A 23,591-nucleotide genomic window follows, 5' to 3' on the forward strand; every position below is an offset into this window, starting at 1 on the left:
AACAGAAGACTTCGGGAGAAACATCACCGACATCGGTCACACATCACCGACATCGGACGCCGGAGGTACGGAGCGTCGCCGCCCATGAGTCCGGCGCCTCGGGCATGTACTCGGAACGAGGGGTGCGACTGCGTAGAGTTGTGCGGAACACCATCGACGATCATCACTCGGCACAGAGGGGCGAGGCCCAGCATGAGCAGCCGCGACGTCGCGGCGGACCGGGTTCGCCGGCGCCGCTCCGGTACCCGGTCCGTGACACTCCAGGATGTCGCCGCGATCGCCGGAGTATCGGCGCAGACCGTCTCCAGAGTCCTGCGGATACCCGACGAGGTCAGCCCGGAGACCCGGGACAGGGTGCGGGCCGCGCTGCAGGAGGCCGGATACGTGCCCAACCTGTCCGCGCGCAATCTGGCGTCGAACCGCAGCAAGATCGTCGCTACGGTGATCCCCTCGGTCTCGGCCTCGATCTTCTCCGAGACGCTCACCGGTCTGTCGTCGGTGCTGGCCCCGGAGGGCTACCAACTCCTGCTCGGCTACACGGACTACGACGACAAGCGGGAGGAGGAACTCATCCGCTCGCTGCTCGGGCGGCGCCCCGACGGGTTCTTCATGACGGGAGCCCTGCACAGTCCCGTGGTGATCAAGATGCTCAAGGCGTCCCGGGTCCCCGTCGTGGAGACCTGGGACTGGATCGACACCCCGCTGGACACCCTCGTCGGCTTCTCGAACGAGGACGCCATGTACGCGATGGTCTCGTACCTCCACGAATCCGGGTACCGCGCCCCGTGCTTCGTCGGCTCGCTGCTGGCGGGCGACCACCGCTCGCGGCGGCGACTCGACGGCTATCTGCGTGCGGTGGAGGCATACTGGCCGGGCCGCGAACCACGAGTGGTCGACGCCTCCGCCCACCCGCTCACCCTGGAGTCGGGAGGGCAGTTGCTGGACATCGCCCGGCAGGCGCACCCCGAGAGCGACGTCCTCGTCTTCGCCACCGACATCTACGCCAACGGGGCCCTGCTCGCGGCGGCCTCCCGCGGCATCGCCGTACCGGACGAGATCGCGGTGTCGGGGTTCGGCGACTTCGAGCTGTCGCGACTGCTGCGGCCCGGACTGACGACGGTGGCCCTCCCCAACACCACGATCGGCCGGGAGGCGGCCCGCATGCTGCTGACACGGATGCGGGGGGAGCAGCCGGAGTCGGCGAAGGTGGACATGGGCTTCGAGATCCGTCGGCGGGGCAGCGCCTGAGCGCCTGCCGGGAAGCCGGGCGGCCGGCGGCCCGGGCGCGCGGACCGGCCGACCGCCCCGTCGTCACAACAGGCCCCGGCGCGCGAGGCCGGTCATCAGTTCCCCCACCCCGTAGGTCCACGGCGTGCAGTCCTGCGCGTGCCGGACCTCGTGGGCCAGCGTGCCCAGCTCCGGCGTCGAGATGCGGACCACGTCCCCGGTGCGGTGGCTGAAGCCGCGTCCGGGCTCACCGCGGTCGTTGACGGGCGCGAACATCGTGCCCAGCAGCAGGACGACCCCGTCCGGGTACTGGTGGTGATCTCCAATCAACTGCCGTACCAGGTCCTCCGGTTCACGGCTGGTCTGCCCCTGGGACGACCTGCCGCTCAGCAGGTAGCCGTCCGTGCCGTGCACCTCCAGGCGCACGGTCGCGGACCGGACGTCGTCCAGACCGAAGGTGTCGTCGAAGAGCCGGACGAACGGGCCCAGCACGCAGGAGGCGTTGTTGTCCTTGGCCTTGGGCAGCAGGAGTGCCGAACGCCCCTCGAAGTCACGGAGGTTGATGTCGTTGCCCAGGGTCGCGCCGACGATCTCGCCGCGCGAGGAGACCACCAGGCCGATCTCCGGCTCGGGGTTGTTCCACTCCGATTCGCGCAGCACCCCGGCGCGGCTGCCCGGACCCACCGCCGAGAGCGGAAGCGCCTTGGTGAAGATCTCGGCGTCGGGCCCGATGCCGACCTCCAGGTACTGGCTCCAGGCACCACGGGCCACCAGACGCCGTTTGACCTCGGCGGCCTCGGGCGTACCCGGGCGCAGACTGCGCAGATCTCCGCCGAGGACCTCGGCAAGTTCCGCGCGAATGGCCGCGGCGGCGCCCGGGTCGCCCTTGGCCCGCTCCTCTATCAGCCGTTCCACCATGGAGTTCGCGAAGGTGACACCTGCCGCCTTCACCGGCTGGAGGTCCACCGGGGCCAGCAGGCGCGCCACCCCCGGGTCGTCGGCGTGCCGGACGGTCCGGGCCAGCAATTCGTCGAGGCTGCCGATCCGCGGCCCGGTCGCCCGGCCGAGGGCGGCGGCCGGGCGCCGTTCCTCGCACAGCCGGGAAACGGTGGGGAAGTCGCCGGAGATGTCGTATACGCCGTCCGCGCGGACGGCGGCCGGCGAGGGGCCGCCCGCCTCGGGGTTCCAGATCCGGGCGAGGAGGCTCCCCGCCGTGCCGTCCTGGGGAAGAGCGGCCTCGGCGGTAAGTTCCGGTGTCACCGTGGTGGTGGGGGTGTCGGTTGTCATGAGGGACCTGCTTTCGGTGGAAGACCGGTCGGCGCTCCACGCCGGAGCCGTGCGGCCCCCAGGCCGCGTCCCCGGTGGCGCCGTGCGTGGTCTGCTGATTGCGTGGGTCGGTGCCTGTCGTGTGCCGCGTCGGCATCGTCGGCTCGATGCCTGTGGTGTCCTGTGCCGGTATCGCCCGCTCGGTGCCTGCCGTGTGCGGTGCCGGCATCGACCGCTGCTCCGCTCAGACCTCCGTGGCGGAGTGCGCCGTGCCGTGGTGGAGCGCTTCCAGGTCGTCGTACACCGCCCCGGCCGGACGGCCGGTCAGCAGCCCGTCCCGGACGAGCTCCGAGGCCGCCTGCTGGAACACCGTGTAGCCGGGGTGGCGCGGGCGCACCCAGGCGGCCTCCGTGGTGGCGAGGGTGTCCGTGTAGAAGTCGCCGCTGTGCGCGTTCACGGCGGGATCGGTCCACGCCTCGCGCCGGGCGGGCTGTCCCTGGAGCCGGGGGAGGTGTTCCCGCTGGGCGTCGGCGGACAGCAGCCAGACGATGTGCCGGACGAGCTCCTCGGTCACCGGCGCCCGGCGCGAGACGGCAAGTCCCGTTCCCCCCAGCACGGAACCGAGCCGCCCACCAGGTCGGCACCGGGGAACGTCCGCGAATCGCACGGGACTTCCCTCGGCCGACGCGTAGTTGACGTAGCCGTAGACGAAGGGGCAGTAGGCGAGCCGCCCGTCCGCGATGCGCTCCAGCAGTGCGATGGGATTCGGCTTCGCCGTGGCGGGGTCGCAGCGGTCGAAGAAGTCGCGCATCATCTCCAGGGCCGTCACCCCCGCCGCCCTGCCGACCAACGGCACGGCATCGGCCCGGGTGGCCGGGGCGTCGCCGAGGGCCACGCACAGCGAGAAGTAGGTGAGCAGGGCGTGCGGCCCCGCGAGGGAGAGCGCGGCGGGAACCGTACCGGACAGCTCCAGCGCCTCGTCCCACGTCCGCGGGGGCTCGGACACCGACGCCCGGTTCAGGGCCGCGACCTGTGTCGCCACGTCCAGCGGCGCGGCCCACAGCCGGCCGTCGAGGGTGTACGAGCGGGCCGCGGCCCCCACGGTCGTGGCCCGCCACTCCTCGACGACCGTCGCGGGAAGCACCTCGTCCAGCGGCCGCAGCGCATCGGCCTCCAGCGCGTCCCCGAGATGCGGGTGGTCGAGGACAACGAGGTCGTAGCGTGCGCACAGATCGTCCACGGGGTGGGACTCGAACCCCTCCAGGGGCTGGCTGTCCCAGGTGAGGGTGTGCTCGTGGTCCTCTGCGGAAAAACGCGAGGCTGCGGCGCGCAGGGCGACCGTGCCTCTCGGATGGTCCCAGGTGAGCCCTCGGTAGTCGGTCATGGAAGCACCTTCAGCGAGTGTGGCGGAGGCGGTCACAACGGTTAAGTTAGCGCTACCGTTAGCGCTAACTTACTACAGGTGGGTCTCCTGCGACACCCATGCGCGGCGGTCCCGGCCGTCCGGTGGGCGGGGAGGCGGGAAACGCTGGGTGGGGAGGCGGGAAACGCTGGGCGGGGTGACGGCGGGGCGGGTCCGGGTCCGGGCACGGATGCCGTACGCCGCCGGGTGGGCGTCAGCGGGAGGGGGCGACTCCCCAGGCAACCGCGCGGGCGGCGGCGGCCGCGCGGTTGGGGAGGTCGAGCTTGGCGAGGATGTGCTCGATGTGGGTCCCCACGGTCCGCGGCGTGATGTACAGCCGCTCCGCGATCTGCCGGTTGGTGCGGCCGGTCGTCAGCTCGGCGAGTACCTGGAGCTCCCGCGGCGAGAGACCGCCGGGCCGCCGCGCGCCCGGATGTCGCGCGGCGGCGGGATCGGCGGGGGCGGGCTCCTCGCGCGGCGGGTTTGGGCGGGGGGCGACGGCCGCGGCGAGGGCCTCGGTGAGCAGGGTGACCGCGGCGCGCGCCGGATCGGACGCGTGCCGCGGTCGGCGGGTGCTGACGTTCAGCATGCCGACGTACCGGCCGTCGGAGGCGAAGAGGCACTGGGCCACACCGCCCTCGATGCCGAGCGGGCTCAGCACCTCCCGGAAACCGGGGGAAGCGTCCAGGAGTTGTCGGGGGACGTCCCCGAGCCAGAGACCGTCCCGGGCCGGGCCGTGGAGCACGGGGAACACCGGGTCGTCGTGGAGCCGGGTCTCGATGTAGGCCGTGGCGTCGTCCGGGTAACTCCCGGCCAGGGTGGTGTGGCACCGGCGCGACGGATCCCACCGGGCCAGGGAGGCGTGGTCGTGCTCCACCACCTCCGACAGCGCCGTCAGCACCGCGTCGACGCCGGTCGTGCCGTCGGCTGCGTTCCTGGCGGCCTCGCGGACGTGGACGGCCGCGTCCAGGATGTCCGCCCCGCTCCGTTCCGCTGTCATCCACCCAGGATGATCATGTGCCCGGAATACGTCAATCGCGAAGGGTGTCGTGCACGACCTGCCCGTCCACGACGGTGAGGACGACGGGCATCTCCGGGATGTCGTGGGCGTCGGCGGTGAGCAGGTCCCCGTCGAGCACGCAGAGGTCGGCGGCCTTGCCCGGTTCCAGGGAGCCCTTCCAGTCGTCGGCGAAGTCCTGCCAGGCCGCGTCGATCGTGTACGTGCGTATCGCCTCGGCGAGGCCGATGCGCTGCTCGGGTCCGCTGACCCGGCCGGCGGCCTTCGATTCGCGCAGCATCATGGTGGCGACGCCCTGACGCCAGTCCGGATGCGTGACGGGGGCGTCGGACCCGCTCGCGACCCGCACACCGGCGTCGACGGCATCGCGGTAGGGCCATGCGTACGCGGCCCGCTCCGCGCCGACGAACTCCTCCTCCATGTCGGCGACGGTCCACTTGATGGTGGGGTTCATGTTGACGCCGAAGCCGTGCGTCGCCAGCACCTCCATGCCGTGTGCGGTGAGGAAGTCGCCGTGGATGACGTAGTGGCGGGCGTCGGGCCGCGGGTGCTCGGCCATGGCCGCGGCGAAGGCGTCCGCGACGGTGTCGATGGCCCGGTCGCCGGTGACGTGGACGCCCAACTGGTGCCCGGCGGCGTGGGCGTGCCGGATCATGGCATCGATCTCGGCGATCCGCTCGGTGTCGGTCTCGCCGCCGACGCACAGGGAGCCGCAGCCGCCGCCGACGTACGGCTCGTGCATCCAGGCCGTCTTGTTGGGCACGACGCCGTCGGCGAAGACCTTCACCCCGTGGATCGCGAGGCGGCGCGGATCGGTGTCGCCGGACTCGCCGGACCCGTCAGGGGTCGCGAGGGCGTGGGCGAACTCCTCGGCGGTGCTGGTCATGCCGGTGGGCAGGAGCAGGACGCCGACACGGGCGGTCAGTTCGCCGTCGGCCAGCAACTCGCGGTAGACGTCGAGGGTCTCCGACCCGAGCGCGCCCCGCATGATGCCGTCGCCCCCGGGGCCGAGGCCCGGCTCGGTGTAGCTGGTCACGCCGAGCCGGGCGAGCGTGGCGAGGGCCGACCTGATCGCGTCGGTCCGTTCCTGTCGGCCGAGCGGCGGCAGCGCGTTCTGGACGAGGGCCTGGGCCCCCTCGTGGAGCAGCCCGGTCGGCTCCCCGTCCTCGTCCGCGACGATGGCCCCGCCGGGCGGTGCGACGGTGTGCCGGTCGATTCCGACGAGCTCCAGCGCCTTGGAGTTGACCCAGGTGGCGTGCCCGGAGAAGGAGTACAGGACGACGGGGTGGTCCGGGCTCACGGCGTCGAGGTCGTGGCGCGAGGGCAGCCGGGACGGATCGGCGACGCACTCGTCGAGGTAACCGGTGTCCCAGCCGTGTCCCGTGATCCACTGTCCGTCCGGCATCCGCCCGACGGCCTCCCGTACCGCCGAGGCCACGTCGGCGAGGGAGGACACGGCAGGATGACCGAGGTCGACGGAGAGCGGCGGCGTCGACATGCCGAAGGCACATCCGTGCAGATGGGAATCGTTGATACCGGGAAGCAGTGTCGCCCCTCGCAGGTCGACGACGCGGGTGCGGGGGCCGACGAGCGGCGTGACGTCGTCCCGTCCACCGACGGCGCTGATGATCCCGCCGGTCACCGCCAGGGCCGAGGCCACGGAGAACTCCGCGTCGACCGTGACCACCTGCCCGCCGAGAAACACCAGATCCGCGTACGTGTCCATGGAAGGTCCCTTCAAGAGCCGGGCGCACCGAGGCCACCCGTGAACGGTCTCCCGAGGACTATGACCGCGCCCCCGCCACTCGCACATCGGTCATCCCACCGATGCCGACCTCGCCCATGAACGACGGTGGGGGCGAGGAGCGGTGCCGGGAGCCTTTGCACCCGAGGCGGGGGCGGGGCGAGGGCGATCACGTGCGGGGGCGAGGGCGGTCACAGGCCGGGGCGCAGCACGGCCGTGACGAGTCGGCCCAGCCAGTCGCGGTACTGACGCTCGGTCAACCCGGCGTCGAGAACGAGCTGTTCGTACCCCTCGGGGGCGAGCACGTAGGACAGGGTCGCGGCGATCTGCGCGTCCTCGCCCGCTTCCACGAGGCCGCGGCGGCGCAGGCGGCCGACGGTCTCCCGGATGTCGGTGCGGCGGCGGTCGAGCAGTTGGCCGAGGACGGCCCGGACGTCGGCCTCCGTGTCCGCGGCACTGACAAAGGCACGCCAGAGGCCCGTCGAGCGGGCGTTGGCGGTGGCGATCAGCTCGATTCCCGCGGCGAGGTATGCCTCGCCCTCCAGATGCTCGATGGCCGTGAACGCCTCGCGCTCCAGCAGCGGCGCCGATCCCTCGGAGCCGGCGAAGGTCTGCTCGAAGGCGGCGAGCAGGAGGGCACGCTTGGGCCCGTACCCCTTGACCGTCTCGACCGAGACGTCGGCGTCGGCGGCGATCTCCGTCAGCTTCGTGTGCCCGTACCCGTGTTCGGCGAAGCGCTCCGCCGCTGCCGCGAGCACCCGCCGCCGCGTCGCCTCGGCCTGCCCGGTGCGCAGAGCCGATCGGTAGGTGCGGCGTTCCGCCCCGCTCATTTGATCTTCCTTGAAGGGTAGTCAATACTTTTCGACGTTAGCCAATGCTAGCGGAGGGGGAAGCCGCACATGTCCGGAGTACTCATCTGCTCGTCGCCCGCGGAAGGTCACGTCACTCCGTTGCTGGCGGTCGCCCGCGGCCTGGTCGCGGCCGGGCATCGCGTGGTGTTGCTGACGGGCCGCCGCTTCGCCGACCGGGTCCGGGCCACCGGGGCCGACTTCGCGCCGTTGCCGCAGGCGGTGGACTTCGACGACACCTGGGCCGAATCCCACCCGGAGCGGGCCGGGAAGCGCGGCCTCGCGGCGATGCGCTTCGACCTGGACCACATGTTCTTCCGTGCGGCCGAGCCGCAGTACGAGACCGTCACCGCCCTGATCGACGCGCACGGCATCGACGTCGTGCTGGCCGAGCCGCTGTTCCTCGGCGCCGCACCCCTGGCCCTGCTGCCCCGCGACCGCCGCCCGCGGCTGATGCTGGCGGGCATCGTCCCACTGCCGCTGACGGGCCCCGATGTCGCTCCGTTCGGGCTCGGCCTGCCGCCCCGCGGCGGACTCCTCGGCCGCCTGCGCAACCGGGCGCTGACGGTGCTGACGCGGCGGGTGGTCTTCCCCGCGCAGCAGCGGGACCTGTCACAGCTGTGCCGACGGATCACCGGCCGCCCCCTGCCCGGTCTGTTCCTCGACTGGCCCGCCCTGGCGGACGATCTGGTCCAGCTGACCGTCCCGGACTTCGAGTATCCGCGGCCCCGGGCGATCGCACCGGTGCACTTCATCGGTCCGCTGGGCCGGAGTTCCACGAGCGACCATCCGCTGCCCGACTGGTGGACCGAACTCGACGGCGACCGTCCGGTCGTCCTGGTCACCCAGGGCACGGCCGCCAACACCGACTTCGACGAGCTGATCAACCCGGCGGTGGCGGCGCTGGCGGGAGAGGACGTGACCGTCGTCGTCGCCACCTGCGGCCGTGGGACAGCGGCCTGGGAGGCCGGGCTGCCCGGCAACGCGAGAGCCGCCTCGTTCCTGCCGTACGACGAACTGCTGCCGCGCACCGCCCTGATGATCACCAACGGTGGGTACGGAGGCGTGCACTTCGCGCTGCGCCACGGGGTCCCGCTGGTGGTCGCCGGTGCCACCGAGGACAAGGCCGAGGTGGCCGCACGGGTCACCTGGTCGGGGGCGGGCATCGGGCTGCGCACCAACCGCCCGTCGGCGCGGACGCTGGGTGCGGCGGCCCGTCGGGTGCTGGCCGAGCCCGCCTACCGGCACCGGGCCGGGGCTCTTGCCGAACAGATCGCGGCGGCGGGCGGCATCGACGCCCTGGTGGACCTGATCGGCACGGGCCGCACGGCCTGACGCGCCCCCGGCAGCCGATGGCGAGCCCGTCGCCCGCCGTGTGCCGCCCGTCGCCCGCCATCTGCCGTGTCCCGCGACCGGCCGGCTTGAGTGACGTGCGTGATCGGTCTGATCCGCGTGAGTCGGCCCGGCCCGGTCGGCTGCTTCCACGGGCGCGGCGCATCGGGTGAGCGGGCCCCGAGGCAGGTGCGCCCGCCGCCCACCACGCCGATGTCGCCAATGGTGGCAAGCCGCCGGTGCCCGTCCCGACGGCCGTCTACTGTACGGACTGCCCGCCGCGGCCACCCGAGGAGGAATTTGTGTCATCGCCCTACGATCCCCAGCACGCTCCCGTCGGCGATGTGGGCGCAGCGCTCATGGTGATCGACTCCCGGCTCAAAGGCATCCACGACGGCAAGACCGAGACCGATCCCGAGCAGCAGGCGCTGATCGAACAGTTCATGGCGTCACTGGGCCCCGGGGGAGCCGACGAGGTGCTGGACGGTGCGTGCACGCTCATCTTCATGTTCATGACGTGGCTGCGGAAGATTCACGAGGACCACGACAAGGACGTCATCGAGTACGTCGTCCCCACCCTGGTGGCCACGATGCGCATGATGCCCAGGAGCGTCCCCAAGGAGGCCATCCCCACCATGGCCGGCCTGGTCATCGCCGCGGGCACCGGCCTGAGCCCCAACCTGTGGCGCAAACAGTACGGAGACTGGACCGAGACGGAGATGACTCCGCTGGAAGTCACCGCCTTCCTGCTCGCGGAGCACATCAACCGCATCACCGAGGACCCCGACTTCGCGACCCGCCTGATCACCGATGCTCTGACCCGCTCGGACGAGGCCTGACCCGCTCGGCCGACGGCGGGAGTGCTGTCGACGTTCGTCGGGCTCGTGCCGGTCGCGGAAGCGGATCGTCGGGCCCGACGCGTCCGTCCGTCGGTTCCGGAGCCGGTGGCGACGACCTCGCGCATCCGCTCACATCGCGGTCCCCGGGGCGATGTCCTCGATGAGGTCCTCGACGAGGGTCCTGATCTCGTCGCGGATGGTGCGGACGGCTTCGATGTCCCGCCCGGCGGGGTCGTCGAGTCGCCAGTCCAGGTAGCGCTTGCCGGGGAAGACGGGGCAGGCGTCGCCGCAGCCCATGGTGATGCACACGTCGGACTCGCGGACGGCGTCGATCGTGAGGACCTTCGGTGTCTCGGCGGTGATGTCGATGCCGACCTCGGCCATGGCCTCGACGGCGGCGGGGTTGACGGCGTCGCCGGGGTCGGAGCCGGCGGAACGGACCTCGACGCGGTCCCCGGCCAGGTGGGTCAGCCAGGCGGCGGCCATCTGGGAACGGCCCGCGTTGTGGACGCAGACGAACAGGACGGACGGCTTGCCGGAGGACTCGGTCACGGTGATCGTTCTCTCTCGTCGCATGGCGGAACCCGGCCGCCAATGACTTCAGCCCCCGCTGGTATCAGCGGGCAGTGATGTGAAAATATCAGTGCATGCTGACTTCAGTCGATCCTGATCTGATCCGGGTGCTGGGCGATCCGCTCCGCCTGAAGATCGTGACCCTGCTGGCCCGCGAGACGCTCTGCACGACGCACCTGGTCGAGGAGACCGGCGCGAAGCAGACCAATCTGTCCAACCATCTGAAGGTGCTGCGGGAGGCCGGTGTGGTGGAGACCGAGCCGTGCGGCCGCTTCACCTACTACAGGCTGCGCCCCGAGGTTCTGGCCGGTCTGTCCGAGCAGTTCGCCGCGCTGGCCGATTCCGCCCGCGGTGCCGCCGGGACGAAGAGGGCCTGCCCGTGACCTCCGCCGAACCCGCCACCATGCCGACGCGCGGGGACGACTCGATCGTCGGGAAGCTCTCCACCCTCGACCGGTACCTCGCGGTGTGGATCCTGCTCGCCATGGCCGTCGGACTGGGGCTGGGGAGGCTGATCCCGGGGATGGACGACGCGCTGGCGAAGATCGAGATCGGCGGGATCTCCCTGCCGATCGCGCTCGGTCTGCTCGTGATGATGTACCCGGTTCTCGCCAAGGTCCGTTACGACAGGCTCGACACCGTCACGGGCGACAAAAGGCTGATGGTGTCCTCGCTCGTCGTCAACTGGATCGTCGGTCCGGCGGTCATGTTCGCCCTGGCGTGGATCTTCCTGCCCGACCTGCCCGAGTACCGCACCGGCCTGATCGTCGTCGGCCTCGCCCGGTGCATCGCCATGGTCATCATCTGGAACGACCTCGCCTGCGGCGACCGGGAGGCCGCGGCCGTCCTGGTCGCGCTCAACAGCGTGTTCCAGGTGCTCGCGTTCGGCCTGCTGGGCTGGTTCTACCTCGACCTGCTGCCCGAGTGGCTGAACCTCGGCGACGGCCAGGGCCTGGATGTCTCCGTATGGCACATCGCGCTGAACGTCATCATCTTCCTCGGCATCCCCCTGCTGGCCGGTTTCCTCACCCGCCGCATCGGCGAACAGAAGATGGGCCGCGAGAACTACGAGGCGAAGTTCCTGCCGAGGATCGGCCCCTGGGCCCTGTACGGGCTGCTGTTCACGATCGTCATCCTGTTCGCCCTCCAGGGGAGGACGATCACCTCGCAGCCCTTGGACGTCGTCCGGATCGCACTGCCGCTGCTGGTCTACTTCGCGGTCATGTTCTTCGGCACGTTCCTGCTCGGCAAGACCCTCGGACTGGCCTACGACCGCACCGCGACCCTGGCGTTCACGGCGGCGGGCAACAACTTCGAGCTGGCCATCGCGGTCGCCATCGCCACCTTCGGGGTCACCTCCGGGCAGGCCCTGTCCGGCGTCGTCGGCCCGCTCATCGAAGTCCCCGTCCTGATCGGACTCGTGTACGTCGCACTGGCCTGGCGCAGGAAGTTCGCACCCGCGGCACCCGACACGGCGGGAGGGCGTGACTGACACGCTGCCCCGGCCCGCCGCACCGCGGGAACGAACCGCCCGCACTGGGGGACGAACGGCCCGCCGCACCGCGGCAACGAACGGCCCGCCGCACCGCGGAGAGGAACGGCCCCCGCCGGACGGGCCGTTCGCGTCCGGCGGGGGCCGCGGGGCCGGAGTGCGTGCGGCGCATGCCCGCACGGCGGCCCGGAGGCGGGCGGGTCGTGGGTCGGGTGCGCAGGTCGAGCATGGCGGACATGGCTGCCACCACGGACGGGGCGACCCGGTAGCGGACCCAGGTCCCGCGCCGCTCGGAGGTCAGGAGGCCCGCTTCCCGCAGCTTCTTCAGGTGGTGGGAGACGGTCGGTCGGGAGACGCCGACGTCGGAGATGTCGCACACGCATGCCTCGCCACCGGGATGCGAGGCGACCTTGGAGAACAGGCGCAGCCGTACCGGGTCCGACAGCGCCTTGAACATCAGGGCCATCTTCTCCGCGTCGTCCTGCGACAGCTCCCCGGCGGTGAGCGGCGGACAGCACGGCATCGCGGCCCCCGCAGTCCCTGGCGAAGAGCGCCGTCGACAACGGCCACGCCGAGGCGGTCACCGGCTTCCGCATCGAGGCCATCGAACACGACGAGGCCGGACGCCGTCCTCCCCGAAACCGGAGTGCGCGGCGGCGCCGGATTCTTCGACGCCCCGGCAGCCGACGGGGCCGACGGAGCGGGGTGCTGCACCGTTCCGGCGCCCGCTCCCGTACGGATCGGCGTCGGTACCCCGTTGCCGATGGCCGTCGCCGAGGAACCGTCGTCGCCCGATGGCTGCTGCGGAGCCTGAGCCGCTGCGCCCCGGACGCTCGACGGCCGGGGCGCTTCATCCGGCGTCAGGAGGATCGCTGTTGCGGGACGAGGGCGCCGATCAATGCCTCGGCCGCATCCCGAGGAGGAGCGCTTCGACGACGCGATCGACATAGGCGTGTGTCAGCGGTTCCCGGGCGATCAGGAACTGGTAGTACAGCGGACCGGACAGGATCGCCATCGCCAGGTCCAGGTCGAAGTCGGGCGACAACTGCCCCTGGTCGCGGGCCGACTTCAGGCGGGCGACGGTCTTGTCGGCCTGGGGGGTGATGAAGCGTTCGTTGAGTGCGGCGGCGACCTGGGGATCGTGTTGTGCCTCGACCACCAGAGCCTGGTAGAGGGGCCCCAGGGGCGGGCCGCTCAGCAGGTCGACGGCGGCGTGGATCTGCGTGCGCAGGTCGGCGACGACATCACCGGTGTCGGGATAGTCGAGGTCGGGCGTGTGCAGCGACAGCAGCGAGTCGAGGAACAAGGCCCCCTTGGACGGCCAGCGGCGGTAGATCGTGTGCTTGCCGGCACCGGCACGGGCCGCGACCGCCTCGATGCTGAGCTTGGCGTAGCCGAGCTCCTGGCCCAACTCCAGCGTGGTCCGCATGATGGCCTCGGTCCGGTCAGCGGCGCGACCGCTGCGCTTGTCGGTCATGCCGCCACCATAACGGAACGGTACGTGCCGTATTGGCCGCCCTGCCTTTCCGTCAGCATGCTCACCGACGCAGAATGCGGTACGACGCGTGCCGTGTAGGTGGGGTGGTGGGCGGCAGCCTCCCGAGGCCGCGGGCCGAACGGCACTCCCGGCCCGCACCGGCCGACCCCGCTTCCGGCTCAGCGGCAGGGCCGCGGGTGGGCCGGGTCCTCGGTGATCCGCACCTTCTGGGGCTCGGTCCGGGGGAAGGTCCAGATCCGGCCGGCCGTGCTGACCGCGGTCACCTCGGTGTCGTCCAGGGTGACGTCGTTGAACGGATTGGACCAGTTGGAGACGGCGAGCCATTCGAGGGTGTGCTCCTCGTCGTCCCGGGTCAGCGCGACCCAGCCGATGGATCCGTGATGGGCCGACTCCCCCGCCCAGGCACGGCTCCCCGCGTGGGCGTGGGTGGCGAGCGCGGAGTCCACCTCCACCCAGCTCTCGGTGCTCCACTCGGTGGCGCGCAGGGCCTCGATCCAGTGCCACTCCTCGGCCCGCGGATCGTCGGGCCGATCGTGTGCTCGCATCCGCAGCAGGTCCATGACCGTGAGGGAACCGTCGGCGAACACGATGAAGTCCCCGTCGGGCGCTTCCCGGTCGCGCCACCGCCGGCGCACCTGCCGGACCATGGATTCCTTCGCCGAAACGTCCATGCGCGGCATTCTGGCACGGCGTCCCGGAGCCACTGGCCCGGTCCCGGGCGTCCCGCGGGGCCGACGCGATCAGCTGCGGCGCCTGCTGGTCGAGCAGCGCCACCAGGTCGTCGGCGAGCAGCCGCAGCCGGTCGGCCTCGGCCGACCGCCCCACGGATCGGGCCGGGTCCGTCATCGCGGCGACCGTGAACCAGGGCACGGTCGACGAGGCACTCCGTCTCGTCGACGAGAGCCATGCCCAGCTCCTCGACGACCGGCGGACCCTCCAGGCCGTGGAGAGCGCCCTTCGCGACCTGGAGTCCGCCACTGCCTCCGGGGCCGGCGCGGGGTCCGCGGCGGCTGAAGTGCGTGGGTCGGCCGAAGCGTCCCGACCGGCCGAAGTGCCCGGCCCCGGCGGCACGTTCATCGGGCCGCTGGCAGGGAGACTCGGAATCCGGCCCGCGACGCTGCGCACCTGGGAGCGCGTCGGGCTGGTGCGCCCGCGTCGCGACCCGCGGACCGGATACCGCGTCTACGGCGAGGCCGACGTACGGGACGCCCGGCTGGCCCATCAGCTCAGGCGCGGCGGCTATCCGCTGGAACGGATCGCCCCACTGCTCGACCAGGTGCGGGGGGCGGGCGGGCCGGAGCTGCTGGAAGCGGCGCTGTACGACTGGCGCGGTCGGCTGTCCGCGCGCGGGCGGGCGCTGCTGACCGGGGCCGCGGAGCTGGAGGCGTACCTCCGCGAGCGCGGATGAGACGTCGGTCCGTCGTTCAGCGTGCCGATGCCGCCGCCGGTTTCGGGAGCGTGCAGCCCGTGGCCGACAGGTCGAGTGCGTTGCCCGTCGTGAAGCAGGCGGGAATGCCGTGGGTCTCCTGGGCGTATCCGATTCCTTCACGGACGGTGACGGCCCCCTGTTCATTCACCTCGCAGGGGTTGTTGAGGGTGCAGTTCCCACCGCTCTCGTTGATGGTGTTGTTGATCGCCGTGACCTGCCCGGTCGTCGTGTCGATGACGGGAGAGCCCGAGGTGCCCCCGATGACCTGGCATTCGGGGGTGTAGCGGACGGCGTCCTTCCACGTCCACTGGCCTTCCTTCAGGCGGTAGGCGAACCCGTCGACGGAGCAGGAGTAGACCCGCTTCCAGTACCCGGAGACGACGTCGATCGCGTGTCCCTGCACCGGGTGGGTCGCGGACAGGGTCAGCGGCGCGATTCCCGTGGACTGCTGTATCTGGGCGTAGGTCTTGGTCAGTTGGTAGATGGTGACGTCGGTGTCGGTCATCGTCGCGTAGACGACCTTGTTCGCCTTGAGCGTTCCGGCGGAGCCCGCCGTGGCGTTGAGCAGGGTGAAGCTGCGGGTGGAGGACTGGCCGACGACGACCTCGCCCGCGCCGGGGAAGCCGGTTTCGAGGCAGTGACCGTTCGTCATGACCAGCCCCGGGTCCGTCGCCTGCGAGTTCGGCATGCGGACCAGGGAGCCCGAGCAGTTGCTGAGCGCCACGGTGCCCGCGAAGGAGGCGGCCGCCGGCGACGCGGGCGGGTTCGCGGGGGACGGGACGGCCTTGCCGCTGTCGTGGTGCGCGGCGGCCGTCGCGGCAGTGGGGTTCGCCCCGCCTGCGGGGGCGGAAGCGGCGGTTGCCGTGCCGGTGGTGCCCGCCAGGGCGGCGGCGCCGAGGGCCACGGCGGTGAGGGTGGCGAGGAGAGGCTTGCGCATGGTGTTGGTCGGTCCTCTCGGTTCGGTCCGGGAACCCGGTGGTCCCGGACGGCGAAGGATGAGGAGCGCATTGTCGATGTACAGCCAAGTTCTCCGCTACCCCGCCACTCCGTCCTGGCTCCTTTCGCCCTCTTGACAGCCACCCTTCCGGGGCTGTGCTCCTCCGCCACGGGCGCGCGAGGACCGGCGGCCCGGGGCCCGGAGGGCGCCGCCGCGCACCTCGACCGGGCCCGGTTCGCCGCAGGACGGGCCCGGGGCCACCGGTCACCGGCCCCGGGCTCCCCGTCCCCGCCGCCGTCAGCGGCACCCGGCGGCGCCGGGCCTCAACGGATCCCGTAGTAGAGCGAGTTGTGTGCGGTGTCCGGCAGGTACAGCACGTCCTTCCCGTCCGAGTCCTGCCGCACCGCGAGCCGGTCCGCGCTCACACCCGGCGCGGCGGACTGCGAGGTCCAGGTCCCGTCCGCGGCCTGGGTCGCGGCGAAGACGCGGTCGGTGCCGGAGGAAGTCACGTAGTACACCCGCTTGGTGTCCGTCGCGTCCCAGGTGATGCCGAGGGCCGCGGCGGTCTGGCCGCCCGCGTACACGGTCTTGCCGACCCAGCTGCTGCCGCTCGGATAGGCGTAGTACACGCGGAAGTTGCCGCCGCTGTCGGCCGAGCGGTAGCGGTAGGCGACCTTCGGGGCGGAGCCGTCGAGGGTGAGTTTGGCGCTCTGTACCGCCGGACCCGTGTAGGCGTTGTCGATGCTCCACTCCTCACCCGCGGTGAGGTCCTGGATCACGTCGGACGTGGCGGGTGTCACCGGGGTGGTGACGGCCGCGCCCGCGCTGTCGGCGAAGGCACCGGTGGACGGGTCGTAGCGCAGGTAGGAGAGCTGGTGCCGGAACCCGGTCGCCGGAGCCTTGGCCCACTCGTACAGGAGGTGCACGCGCCCGGCGGCGTCCACCATCAGGTCGTCGGGGTACACGGAACGGTTCAGCGCGTCGGCGAAGGCGGCGACCACGCTCCAGCGCGCGGCGGCGTTGTCCCAGCGGTACAGCTTGCCGGGACGCCGGTCGGCGCCCGCTCCGACGCGGGCGGCCAGGTACAGATCGCCGTTGGGTGCGGTGGTCACGATCGGGTAGGTGATGCCCACGCCCTGGTCGGGCAGTTCGCCCGCGTGGTCCGTGACGTCCCCGCCGGGGGCCTCGGTGCGGAAGTAGCGCCAGGCGTCGGCGTGCATGGAGGCGAACACGTGCAGGCGGCCGCTGCCGTCGCGGGCGACCGATGGCTGGTTATGGCCGTTGTCGTCGGGGAACTCGGCCTGCTGCCCGTTCTTGTCGAGCAGCGGCAGACGGCTCCAGACGCCGTCCGGGTCGCGCCGCGCGACGGCCGGGCGGTGCGTGGCGGCCGTCGTGCCGGGCTCGTTGAACGCGAAGTACGTGTACTGGCCGCGGCCCTTGTACGTGGCGACCGGTGTCCACCAGGCGGCCTGGTTCGACGAGTCCATCGCGTACGGGACCTTCTCGATCACCGTCGCCGCGGCCGCCGTGCGGCCCGTGCCGTCGGCCTGGGCGGCCGGGACGGGCGTGAGCAGGGCGGCCAGGGCCGCGACCGAGGCGGCGTACGTGCGTGCCGTGGGACGTCGCAAGGTGAACTCCTTCGCGGGCGTGATGGTGGGGCGAAGGGGGACGGCCCCGAGGCCGCCCCGTCCCCTCCGCTGCGCCGGGAACTTACAGCAGATCCCAGATCATGAACAGAGTTTGCACAATGCGGATCTGGGATACGTACTGGGGAAACTGCGTGCGGCATGCCGAGGGGCCCGGTGGGAGAGTCGTCCGACCCTCCCACCGGGCCCCGTACCGCCCCGCGGCGGTTCAGCGTTCGGTCGCGCGGCGGCTCACCGCTTGATGAGGGCGGCGACCTCCTCGCCGGCCTTCTTCATCGCGTCCTTCGGCTTGGTCTTGCCGACCAGGACGGCCTGGACCTGCTTGGCCACGGCCTCCTCGATCTGGGCGTTCTGCGCGAACTGCCAGAACGGGCTGCCGGTCGCCGTATTGGTGATCTTCTCGGTCCACTGGGTGGTGAAGGTGTCCTTCGCGACCTTCGGGTCGGCCAGGCCCGCCGTGGTGGACGGCGGCAGGGCGCGGGAGGCGAAGTACTCGGTGGTGGTGGCCCGGTCGGAGGTGGCGTGCAGCGCGAACTGCGAAGCCGCGTCCTGCCCCTTGCCCTTCACGATCGCGATCACACCGCCCCACAGCAGCGCCTGCGGCGTGTCACCGGCCCGCATCACCGGACGCTGCATCGGCTGCATCGCGTCGGCCAGCGTCTTGTCCTTGGACTGGGCCGAGGTCACGCCCTTGCCGATGATGGCGTCGTCGTAGAACGCCGCCTTGCCCTGCCCGAACAGGGCGCGCGCGTCGAAGCGGTCCACGTCCGCGGCGATCAGCTTCGCGTCGTGCAGCTTCTTGTACCAGGTGACCGCGTCGACGGAGGCGTCGTCGCCGATGGTCACCCGGTCGCCCTCCAGAAGCTTGCAGCCGAAGGTCTGCATCCAGGGGAAGATGTCCTTGAGCTGCGCGACCTTGGTGGCCGCGGCGTAGGGCACGATGCCGCCGCCGAGCCCCTTCAGCTCCCGCAGCGCGTCCTCGAACTCCTCGATGGTGGTGGGGTGCTTCTTGATGCCGGCCTTCGCCAGGAGCTTGGAGTTGGCGATCACGCCGATCGAGCCGGTGTTCCACGGCAGGCCGTACTGCTTGCCCTCGTACGTGCCGCTGTCCAGCGCCACGTTCGTGTAGCCGCCCTTCAGGGCCACCGAACCGAGGTCGGCCAGCTTGCCCATCTGCGCCACCGCGGCGAGCCAGGCGATGTCGAGGTGCACCGCGCCGGTGGTCTCCCCGCCGCCGAGCTTGAGGGTGAGCTGGCTCAGGTACTCGTTGTACGGGTACGAGACCGCGCGGATCTTGGAGTTCTCGGCCTTCTCCCACGCCTTGATGATCTTCTCGATCGCCGGCTTCGCGGCCTCCTCGTTGAGCGACCAGGAGGTGAAGTCGAAGTCCTTGGACTTCGTGTCGCCTCCGTTGGAGGAGGTGCCGGCGCCGGACGGTGCGCAGGCACCCAGCACACCGGCGCCGGCCACACCGAGCGCGCCGATGCCGAACATGCGCAGCGCGCCGCGCCGGCTGATGCCAGAGGTGGTCATGGTGTCTCCATGGGGGAGTGGGCGGAAGGGGAAAAGGCGTGGGGGAAGGGTCGTGGGGGAGGAGGGTGCGGGCCCGGCTCCTTGCCGAGCCCGTGGAACCCGTGGGCTCAGCTCTTGACCGAGCCGGCGGTCATGCCGCCGACGAGGTAGCGCTGGAGGAACATGAAGGCGACGACCACCGGGACGGACACGACGAGCGAGGCCGCCATCAGCTCGGGCCAGGCGGTCTGGAACTCGCCGATGTAGGTGGAGACGAGGCCGGGCGGCAGGGTCTGCTTCTCCTTGTCGGCCAGCGTCACCGCGAAGATGAAGTCGTTCCAGCCGCGGACGAAGGCGAACAGACCTGCGGCGATCATTCCCGGCGCGGCCAGCGGCGCGACGATGGAGTGCAGGGTCCGCCACCGGGACGCACCGTCGATGGACGCCGCCTCCAGCAGGGCATCCGGGATGGTGTCGAAGATGCCCTTCAGCATCCAGACGCACAGCGGCATGGTGAACGTGGTGAAGGACAGCACCAGGGCGGTGTACGTGTTCAGCAGGCCGAAGCCGGAGAACACGGCGTACAGCGTCACCAGCAGGAGCGCCTGGGGGAACATCTGGGAGGCCAGCACCAGATGCATCAGCGAACGCCTTCCGCGGTAGCGGAACTTGGAGAACGAGTAGCCCATGTACGTGGCGACGACCACGCTCAGCACCGCGGTGATCGAGGCCACGATCAGGGAGTTGACCAGGTAGGTGATCAGTTGCTCGTTCTCGGCCAGGGCCGTGAAGTTGCTGAAGGTGATGTCGGTGGGTATCAGCTTCGGCGGGAACTGGAAGGTCTGCTCGGGGCTGCTCAGGGCGGTGGCCAGCAGCCAGTAGACCGGCAGCATGCCGAAGGCGCCGATCACCAGGACCGCGGTCCAGGCGACGATCCGCGAGCGCAGCAGGTCCTTGCGCATGCGGCGCCGCGAACCGCGTCCGGCGGATGCGGCGGTGGTCCGGTGCCGGCCGGTCCCGGCCAGCGGGGTGGGGGTCGTGGAGGTCATCGGGCGTCGCCCTTCCGCTCGGTGATCCTGAGGTAGACGGCGACCAGGATGAGCAGGAGCAGCATCCACAGACCGCCCAGCGCGGTCGCCCGGCCGATGTCGAAGCCCTTGAAGGCGGTCTGGTACACGGCGGTCGCGAAGGTCTCGGTCGTTCCGGCCGGGCCGCCGCCGGTGAGCACGTAGATGGTGTCGAAGTGCTGGAAGTTCCAGATGAACTCCAGCAGCAGCACGATCGAGGCGACCCCGCGGACCTGCGGCCAGGTGACGGCGAAGAAGCGCCGGATCGAGCCGGCTCCGTCCATCGCTGCCGCCTCGTGCAGTTCCTTGGGCACGGTCTGCAGACCGGCCAGGAGCATCACCATCATCCAGGGGAAGCTCGCCCAGGTCTTGGTGACGATGACGGCGAGCATGGCGGTGCCGGGCTGGCCGAGCCAGGAGACGGACTCCTCGATGAGCCCGGCCTTCATGAGGATGCCGTTCAGCACGCCGTAGTTCGCGTTGAAGATCCACATCCAGAGGAAGGAGACCACCACGCCCGGGATCACCCACGGGAACAGGAACAGGCCGCGCAGGAAGCCGCTGCCCTTCAGGCCCGAGTTCAGCGCGAGCGCGAGCGCGAAACCGACCACGAAGGGGACGAGTGTCGCGCCGACGGTGAAGACCAGCGTCTGCTTGAGGATCGTGAGGAACTCGCCGTCCAGCCAGTAGGCGAAGTTGTCCAGGCCGACGAACTCGCGGCCCGGCAGCCGCAGGTCCTGCTTGAAGAAACCGGTGAACAGCGCCGACACCAGCGGATAGATGATGATCGTCGCGAACAGGGCGAGCCCCGGTGCGGTCAGCAGCAGTGCGAACGCGCCGTTGGAGAGCCGTCCGCCGGACCGCTCACGGCGTGGAGCGGCCTTCTGTGGAGGTGCGGCCGTACTCATGGGTGTGTCCTCTCGAACGGGGCGGGAGCGGTGGTGCGGGGCGTGGCACGGGAGGCCCTGCACCGGCAGGCGGATGGGGCCCGGCCGGGCGTGAGCGGCGAGCCGCCCCGTCCCCTGCTCCGACCGGGACCCTGTGTGAATGCCATGCATGCTCCATGGAACGCAAGTTGCAGCATGCGGGATCGTTCTCCATATCGTGCGACGGCGTCAACCCTTGTGGTCGGTAATTCGCCAGTTCTGGGTAAAACCGGCTAAGCCGCTGCATTTGGTACGAACATGGTCGTAGCCCTACGGCGGCGGTGTCGTCGGCTGTGCCGAAAACCTACAGCACATCCCACTGGCTGAACAGTGGTTGCACAATATGCATGTGATGTACGTTCATGGTTGCTCCGCTGCGGCGGAGAGCATCCGAGCTTCACACCAAGGAGGCCGCACCGTGCGGGAAGAAGAGGTCCATTACGACATCGCCGTCATCGGCGGTGGCCTGGCGGGGACCTGCGCGGCCATCGCCGCGGCCCGGCTCGGCCGACGCGTCGCCCTGGTCAACAACCGGCCCGTCCTGGGCGGCAACGCCAGCAGCGAGATACGCGTCTGGGTCTGCGGAGCCACCGCCCACGGTGTGCACCGGTGGGCCCGCGAGACCGGCATCATGGGCGAGCTGTACACCGAGAACCAGTACCGCAACCCCGAAGGCAACCCGTACTACTGGGACCAGGTGGTCCTCGACGCCGTCCGTGCCGAACCGGGCATCGACCTGTACCTCAACACCGACGTACGGGAGGTCGACGCGAGCGGCCCGGACGACGCGCGCGAGGTGCACTCCTGCACCGGCTGGATGATGGGCTCCGAGCGGCGCATCACCTTCCACGCGCGGCAGTTCCTCGACTGCACCGGCGACGGCCTGCTCGGCCACCTCGCCGGCGCCCACTACCGCATCGGCCGCGAGGCGCGCGCGGAGTTCGGCGAGCCCTGGGCACCCGAGGAGCAGGACGAGGCACTGCTCGGATCGACGATCCTGTTCCACACCAAGGACCTGGGCCGGCCGGTGAAGTTCGTGCCGCCCGCCAGCGCCCGCGACCTCACCACCACGCCCATCCTGCGCAACCGCGTGCTGCGCACCGGCGACAACGGCTGCGACTACTGGTGGATCGAGTGGGGCGGCGAGCTCGACACCGTCCACGACAACGAGCGCATCCGCGACGAACTCCAGTCCGTGATCATGGGCATCTGGGACCACATCAAGAACTCCGGTGAGTTCCCGGACGCCGAGAACCTGACACTGGAGTGGGTCGGCAGCCTCCCCGGCAAGCGCGAGTACCGCCGCTTCCTCGGCGACCACATGCTCACCCAGCAGGACATCCTCGAACAGCGGCAGTTCGACGACCGTGTCGCCTTCGGCGGCTGGTCCGTCGACCTCCACCCCGTACAGGGCATGTACGCCGACGAGCCCGGCGCCCGCCAGCGCTACGCGGACGGCATCTTCCACATCCCGCTGCGCTCCCTGTACTCGGCGAACGTCACGAACCTCCTGTTCGCCGGGCGCAACATCTCCGCCACCCACATTGCCTTCGGCGCCACCCGCGTGATGGCCACCTGCGCCACGCTCGGCGAGGCGGCGGGCACGGCCGCCGCGCTGTGCGTCGCCGAGGGCATCGGCCCGCGCGAGCTCGCCGCCGAGCATCCCGAGCTGGTGCGCCGCACCCTGCTGCGGCAGGACGCCTCGGTCATCGGCCTGCCCGACGACGACCCCGACAACCTGGCGCGCACGGCCCGCGTCAGCGCCTCCTCGCACCTGAGCCGCCTGGCCGCCGAGCCCGCGGCGGACGCGCCCGGCGAGCCGTACCCGCTCACCCGCGACCTCGCGCTGCTGCTGCCGGTCGACCCCGCACTCGACACGGTCGACCTGCTCGTCCACGGCGCGCCCGGCGAGCGGCCGAGCGAACTCACCGTGGAACTGTGGGGCACCGGCCGCCCGGAGAACGCGGTCCCCGTCGACCACCTGCTCACCACCACGGTGACCGTGCCGGCCGACGGCCCGCACTGGGTCACGGCCCGCCTCGACCACCGCCCGGACACCCCGGGCAACGCCGTCCTGATCGTGCGCGCCTGCCCGGGCGCGGCGCTGGTCCTCGTCCCCGAGCGCACCGACGGGGTCCTCGCGCTGCGCAGCAGGGTCGAGGGGGACGCGGCAGTCGACCACGACATCCCGGAGGAGGACGGCCAACTGGTCCTGGACTGGCAGGCCCGCGGCCTGCGCCGCCGGTCCTTCGGCTTCCGCGCGACCCCGGACACCGCCGCGTTCCTGCCCGAGCGGGCCGTCGGCGGATTCCAGCGCGCCTACGGCGGCCCGCAGATGTGGTCGTCCGAGCTGCTGCCCGACCCGGACCGGGCCGAGCAGTGGCTGCGCCTCGACTGGGACGGGGAGCAGCGGCTCACCGAAACGCGTGTGGTGTTCGACGACGACGTCGACGAGTACCTCAACAACCTGCACCGCCACCGCACCCCGTTCGAGGTCATGCCGGAACTGGTCCGCGACTACCGCATCCAGAGCCGCGAGCCCGACGGCACCTGGCGCACCCTGCTGACGGTGACGGGCAACCGGCGCCGCCACCGCGTGCACGAGCTGAACGCCGCCGACGGCGGGCCCGTGCGCACCGACGCGCTGCGGCTCGTGGTGGACGCGACGCACGGGGCACGGCGCGCGCACGTGATCGCGTTCAAGGCGTACGGCGCGTAGCCGCATGGCGGAGGGGCCCGTCGGAGATCGTACGATCTTCGGCGGGGCCCCCCCCCCCCAGGGGGGGCTGGGGGCGCGGGGGCGGGGGGGGGGGCGCCCCGGCGGGGGGGACAACC

At 71.3% G+C, this 23,591-nt stretch carries 19 protein-coding genes and 2 pseudogenes; 7 read left to right on the forward strand and 14 right to left on the reverse strand.

Annotated features, from left to right (window positions below):
• The first annotated feature begins 192 nt into the window (after positions 1 to 192).
• Positions 193 to 1,248, forward strand: coding sequence for a LacI family DNA-binding transcriptional regulator (locus ACFC79_RS31675; RefSeq protein WP_376247316.1), 1,056 nt, complete (start codon positions 193 to 195; stop codon positions 1,246 to 1,248).
• Positions 1,249 to 1,311: 63 nt separating this feature from the next.
• Here the strand turns inward: ACFC79_RS31675 and ACFC79_RS31680 are convergent, their stop codons facing one another.
• The 5 genes from ACFC79_RS31680 to ACFC79_RS31700 all read right to left on the reverse strand — a co-directional run bounded on the left by ACFC79_RS31680 (position 1,312) and on the right by ACFC79_RS31700 (position 7,487).
• Positions 1,312 to 2,514: a fumarylacetoacetate hydrolase family protein gene (locus ACFC79_RS31680; protein WP_376247319.1), complete on the reverse strand. Its 1,203-nt coding sequence runs from the start codon at positions 2,512 to 2,514 to the stop codon at positions 1,312 to 1,314.
• Positions 2,515 to 2,737: 223 nt separating this feature from the next.
• The gene (locus ACFC79_RS31685; RefSeq protein WP_376247322.1) at positions 2,738 to 3,877 is read right to left on the reverse strand and encodes an ABC transporter substrate-binding protein; all 1,140 of its coding nucleotides are present in this window, start codon (positions 3,875 to 3,877) and stop codon (positions 2,738 to 2,740) included.
• A gap of 232 nt (positions 3,878 to 4,109) precedes the next feature.
• Positions 4,110 to 4,895 (reverse strand): response regulator transcription factor, encoded by a 786-nt coding sequence (locus ACFC79_RS31690; RefSeq protein WP_376247324.1) that lies wholly within the window; start codon positions 4,893 to 4,895, stop codon positions 4,110 to 4,112.
• A gap of 31 nt (positions 4,896 to 4,926) precedes the next feature.
• Positions 4,927 to 6,639, reverse strand: a complete 1,713-nt coding sequence (locus tag ACFC79_RS31695; protein WP_376247327.1) for an amidohydrolase — start codon at positions 6,637 to 6,639, stop codon at positions 4,927 to 4,929.
• Between the two features lie 209 nt (positions 6,640 to 6,848).
• Entirely contained in the window at positions 6,849 to 7,487 is a 639-nt protein-coding gene (locus tag ACFC79_RS31700; protein ID WP_376247330.1) for a TetR/AcrR family transcriptional regulator, read from the reverse strand.
• A 69-nt stretch (positions 7,488 to 7,556) separates the two neighbouring features.
• Between ACFC79_RS31700 and ACFC79_RS31705 the strand changes: the two genes are divergently transcribed.
• Positions 7,557 to 8,840, forward strand: a complete 1,284-nt coding sequence (locus tag ACFC79_RS31705; RefSeq protein WP_376247333.1) for a glycosyltransferase — start codon at positions 7,557 to 7,559, stop codon at positions 8,838 to 8,840.
• A gap of 299 nt (positions 8,841 to 9,139) precedes the next feature.
• A complete protein-coding gene (locus tag ACFC79_RS31710) occupies positions 9,140 to 9,676 on the forward strand; it encodes a hypothetical protein (protein WP_376247336.1) in 537 nt (178 codons plus the stop codon).
• Between the two features lie 129 nt (positions 9,677 to 9,805).
• Here ACFC79_RS31710 and ACFC79_RS31715 read toward each other — a convergent pair whose 3' ends face one another.
• Positions 9,806 to 10,228 (reverse strand): arsenate reductase ArsC, encoded by a 423-nt coding sequence (locus tag ACFC79_RS31715; protein ID WP_376247338.1) that lies wholly within the window; start codon positions 10,226 to 10,228, stop codon positions 9,806 to 9,808.
• Positions 10,229 to 10,323: 95 nt separating this feature from the next.
• Between ACFC79_RS31715 and ACFC79_RS31720 the strand changes: the two genes are divergently transcribed.
• Together ACFC79_RS31720 and arsB are read left to right on the forward strand one after the other, a co-directional pair.
• A complete protein-coding gene (locus ACFC79_RS31720; RefSeq protein ID WP_376247341.1) occupies positions 10,324 to 10,632 on the forward strand; it encodes an ArsR/SmtB family transcription factor in 309 nt (102 codons plus the stop codon).
• Positions 10,629 to 11,741: an ACR3 family arsenite efflux transporter gene (gene arsB, locus ACFC79_RS31725; RefSeq protein ID WP_376247344.1), complete on the forward strand. Its 1,113-nt coding sequence runs from the start codon at positions 10,629 to 10,631 to the stop codon at positions 11,739 to 11,741. Before ACFC79_RS31720 ends, arsB begins: the two co-directional genes overlap by 4 nt.
• A 214-nt stretch (positions 11,742 to 11,955) precedes the next feature.
• Here arsB and ACFC79_RS31730 read toward each other — a convergent pair.
• The 3 genes and pseudogenes from ACFC79_RS31730 to ACFC79_RS31740 all read right to left on the reverse strand — a co-directional run.
• Positions 11,956 to 12,264 (reverse strand): annotated as a pseudogene (locus tag ACFC79_RS31730) (ArsR/SmtB family transcription factor); the annotation flags it as partial.
• A 372-nt stretch (positions 12,265 to 12,636) separates the two neighbouring features.
• A complete protein-coding gene (locus ACFC79_RS31735; protein ID WP_376247347.1) occupies positions 12,637 to 13,218 on the reverse strand; it encodes a TetR/AcrR family transcriptional regulator in 582 nt (193 codons plus the stop codon).
• A 179-nt stretch (positions 13,219 to 13,397) separates the two neighbouring features.
• Positions 13,398 to 13,910: a hypothetical protein gene (locus tag ACFC79_RS31740; protein WP_376247350.1), complete on the reverse strand. Its 513-nt coding sequence runs from the start codon at positions 13,908 to 13,910 to the stop codon at positions 13,398 to 13,400.
• Positions 13,911 to 14,089: 179 nt separating this feature from the next.
• On the opposite strand from ACFC79_RS31740, the pseudogene ACFC79_RS31745 reads away from it, so the two are divergent.
• A pseudogene (locus ACFC79_RS31745) lies at positions 14,090 to 14,647 on the forward strand (MerR family transcriptional regulator); the annotation flags it as partial.
• A gap of 16 nt (positions 14,648 to 14,663) precedes the next feature.
• Here the strand turns inward: ACFC79_RS31745 and ACFC79_RS31750 are convergent.
• The 5 genes from ACFC79_RS31750 to ACFC79_RS31770 form a co-directional block, all read right to left on the reverse strand.
• A complete protein-coding gene (locus ACFC79_RS31750) occupies positions 14,664 to 15,605 on the reverse strand; it encodes a serine protease (RefSeq protein WP_376247352.1) in 942 nt (313 codons plus the stop codon).
• 323 nt (positions 15,606 to 15,928) lie between these two features.
• Positions 15,929 to 17,233, reverse strand: coding sequence for a BNR-4 repeat-containing protein (locus ACFC79_RS31755; protein ID WP_376247355.1), 1,305 nt, complete (start codon positions 17,231 to 17,233; stop codon positions 15,929 to 15,931).
• A 249-nt stretch (positions 17,234 to 17,482) separates the two neighbouring features.
• On the reverse strand, positions 17,483 to 18,784 hold the full coding sequence (locus ACFC79_RS31760; protein ID WP_376247358.1) for an extracellular solute-binding protein: 1,302 nt from the start codon (positions 18,782 to 18,784) through the stop codon (positions 17,483 to 17,485).
• A gap of 107 nt (positions 18,785 to 18,891) precedes the next feature.
• On the reverse strand, positions 18,892 to 19,812 hold the full coding sequence (locus ACFC79_RS31765) for a carbohydrate ABC transporter permease (RefSeq protein ID WP_376247360.1): 921 nt from the start codon (positions 19,810 to 19,812) through the stop codon (positions 18,892 to 18,894).
• On the reverse strand, positions 19,809 to 20,738 hold the full coding sequence (locus ACFC79_RS31770; RefSeq protein ID WP_376247363.1) for a carbohydrate ABC transporter permease: 930 nt from the start codon (positions 20,736 to 20,738) through the stop codon (positions 19,809 to 19,811). The genes ACFC79_RS31765 and ACFC79_RS31770 overlap by 4 nt, the downstream gene beginning before the upstream one ends.
• Positions 20,739 to 21,174: 436 nt before the next feature.
• On the opposite strand from ACFC79_RS31770, the gene ACFC79_RS31775 reads away from it, so the two are divergent.
• Positions 21,175 to 23,475, forward strand: a complete 2,301-nt coding sequence (locus ACFC79_RS31775; RefSeq protein ID WP_376247366.1) for an FAD-dependent oxidoreductase — start codon at positions 21,175 to 21,177, stop codon at positions 23,473 to 23,475.
• Positions 23,476 to 23,591 lie beyond the last annotated feature (116 nt).

The organism is Streptomyces sp. NPDC056061 (assembly GCF_042266885.1).
In the GTDB taxonomy this organism is placed as follows: domain Bacteria; phylum Actinomycetota; class Actinomycetes; order Streptomycetales; family Streptomycetaceae; genus Streptomyces.

Coding starts and splice junctions, on each gene's coding strand:
- ACFC79_RS31735 (WP_376247347.1), bottom strand. CDS start 13,218: ATGACCGACAAGCGCAGCGGTCGCGCCGCTGACCGGACCGAGGCCATC.
- ACFC79_RS31680 (WP_376247319.1), bottom strand. CDS start 2,514: ATGACAACCGACACCCCCACCACCACGGTGACACCGGAACTTACCGCC.
- ACFC79_RS31705 (WP_376247333.1), top strand. CDS start 7,557: ATGTCCGGAGTACTCATCTGCTCGTCGCCCGCGGAAGGTCACGTCACT.
- ACFC79_RS31700 (WP_376247330.1), bottom strand. CDS start 7,487: ATGAGCGGGGCGGAACGCCGCACCTACCGATCGGCTCTGCGCACCGGG.
- ACFC79_RS31760 (WP_376247358.1), bottom strand. CDS start 18,784: ATGACCACCTCTGGCATCAGCCGGCGCGGCGCGCTGCGCATGTTCGGC.
- ACFC79_RS31690 (WP_376247324.1), bottom strand. CDS start 4,895: ATGACAGCGGAACGGAGCGGGGCGGACATCCTGGACGCGGCCGTCCAC.
- ACFC79_RS31740 (WP_376247350.1), bottom strand. CDS start 13,910: ATGGACGTTTCGGCGAAGGAATCCATGGTCCGGCAGGTGCGCCGGCGG.
- ACFC79_RS31695 (WP_376247327.1), bottom strand. CDS start 6,639: ATGGACACGTACGCGGATCTGGTGTTTCTCGGCGGGCAGGTGGTCACG.
- ACFC79_RS31685 (WP_376247322.1), bottom strand. CDS start 3,877: ATGACCGACTACCGAGGGCTCACCTGGGACCATCCGAGAGGCACGGTC.
- ACFC79_RS31720 (WP_376247341.1), top strand. CDS start 10,324: ATGCTGACTTCAGTCGATCCTGATCTGATCCGGGTGCTGGGCGATCCG.
- ACFC79_RS31765 (WP_376247360.1), bottom strand. CDS start 19,812: ATGACCTCCACGACCCCCACCCCGCTGGCCGGGACCGGCCGGCACCGG.
- ACFC79_RS31675 (WP_376247316.1), top strand. CDS start 193: ATGAGCAGCCGCGACGTCGCGGCGGACCGGGTTCGCCGGCGCCGCTCC.
- ACFC79_RS31770 (WP_376247363.1), bottom strand. CDS start 20,738: ATGAGTACGGCCGCACCTCCACAGAAGGCCGCTCCACGCCGTGAGCGG.
- ACFC79_RS31750 (WP_376247352.1), bottom strand. CDS start 15,605: ATGCGCAAGCCTCTCCTCGCCACCCTCACCGCCGTGGCCCTCGGCGCC.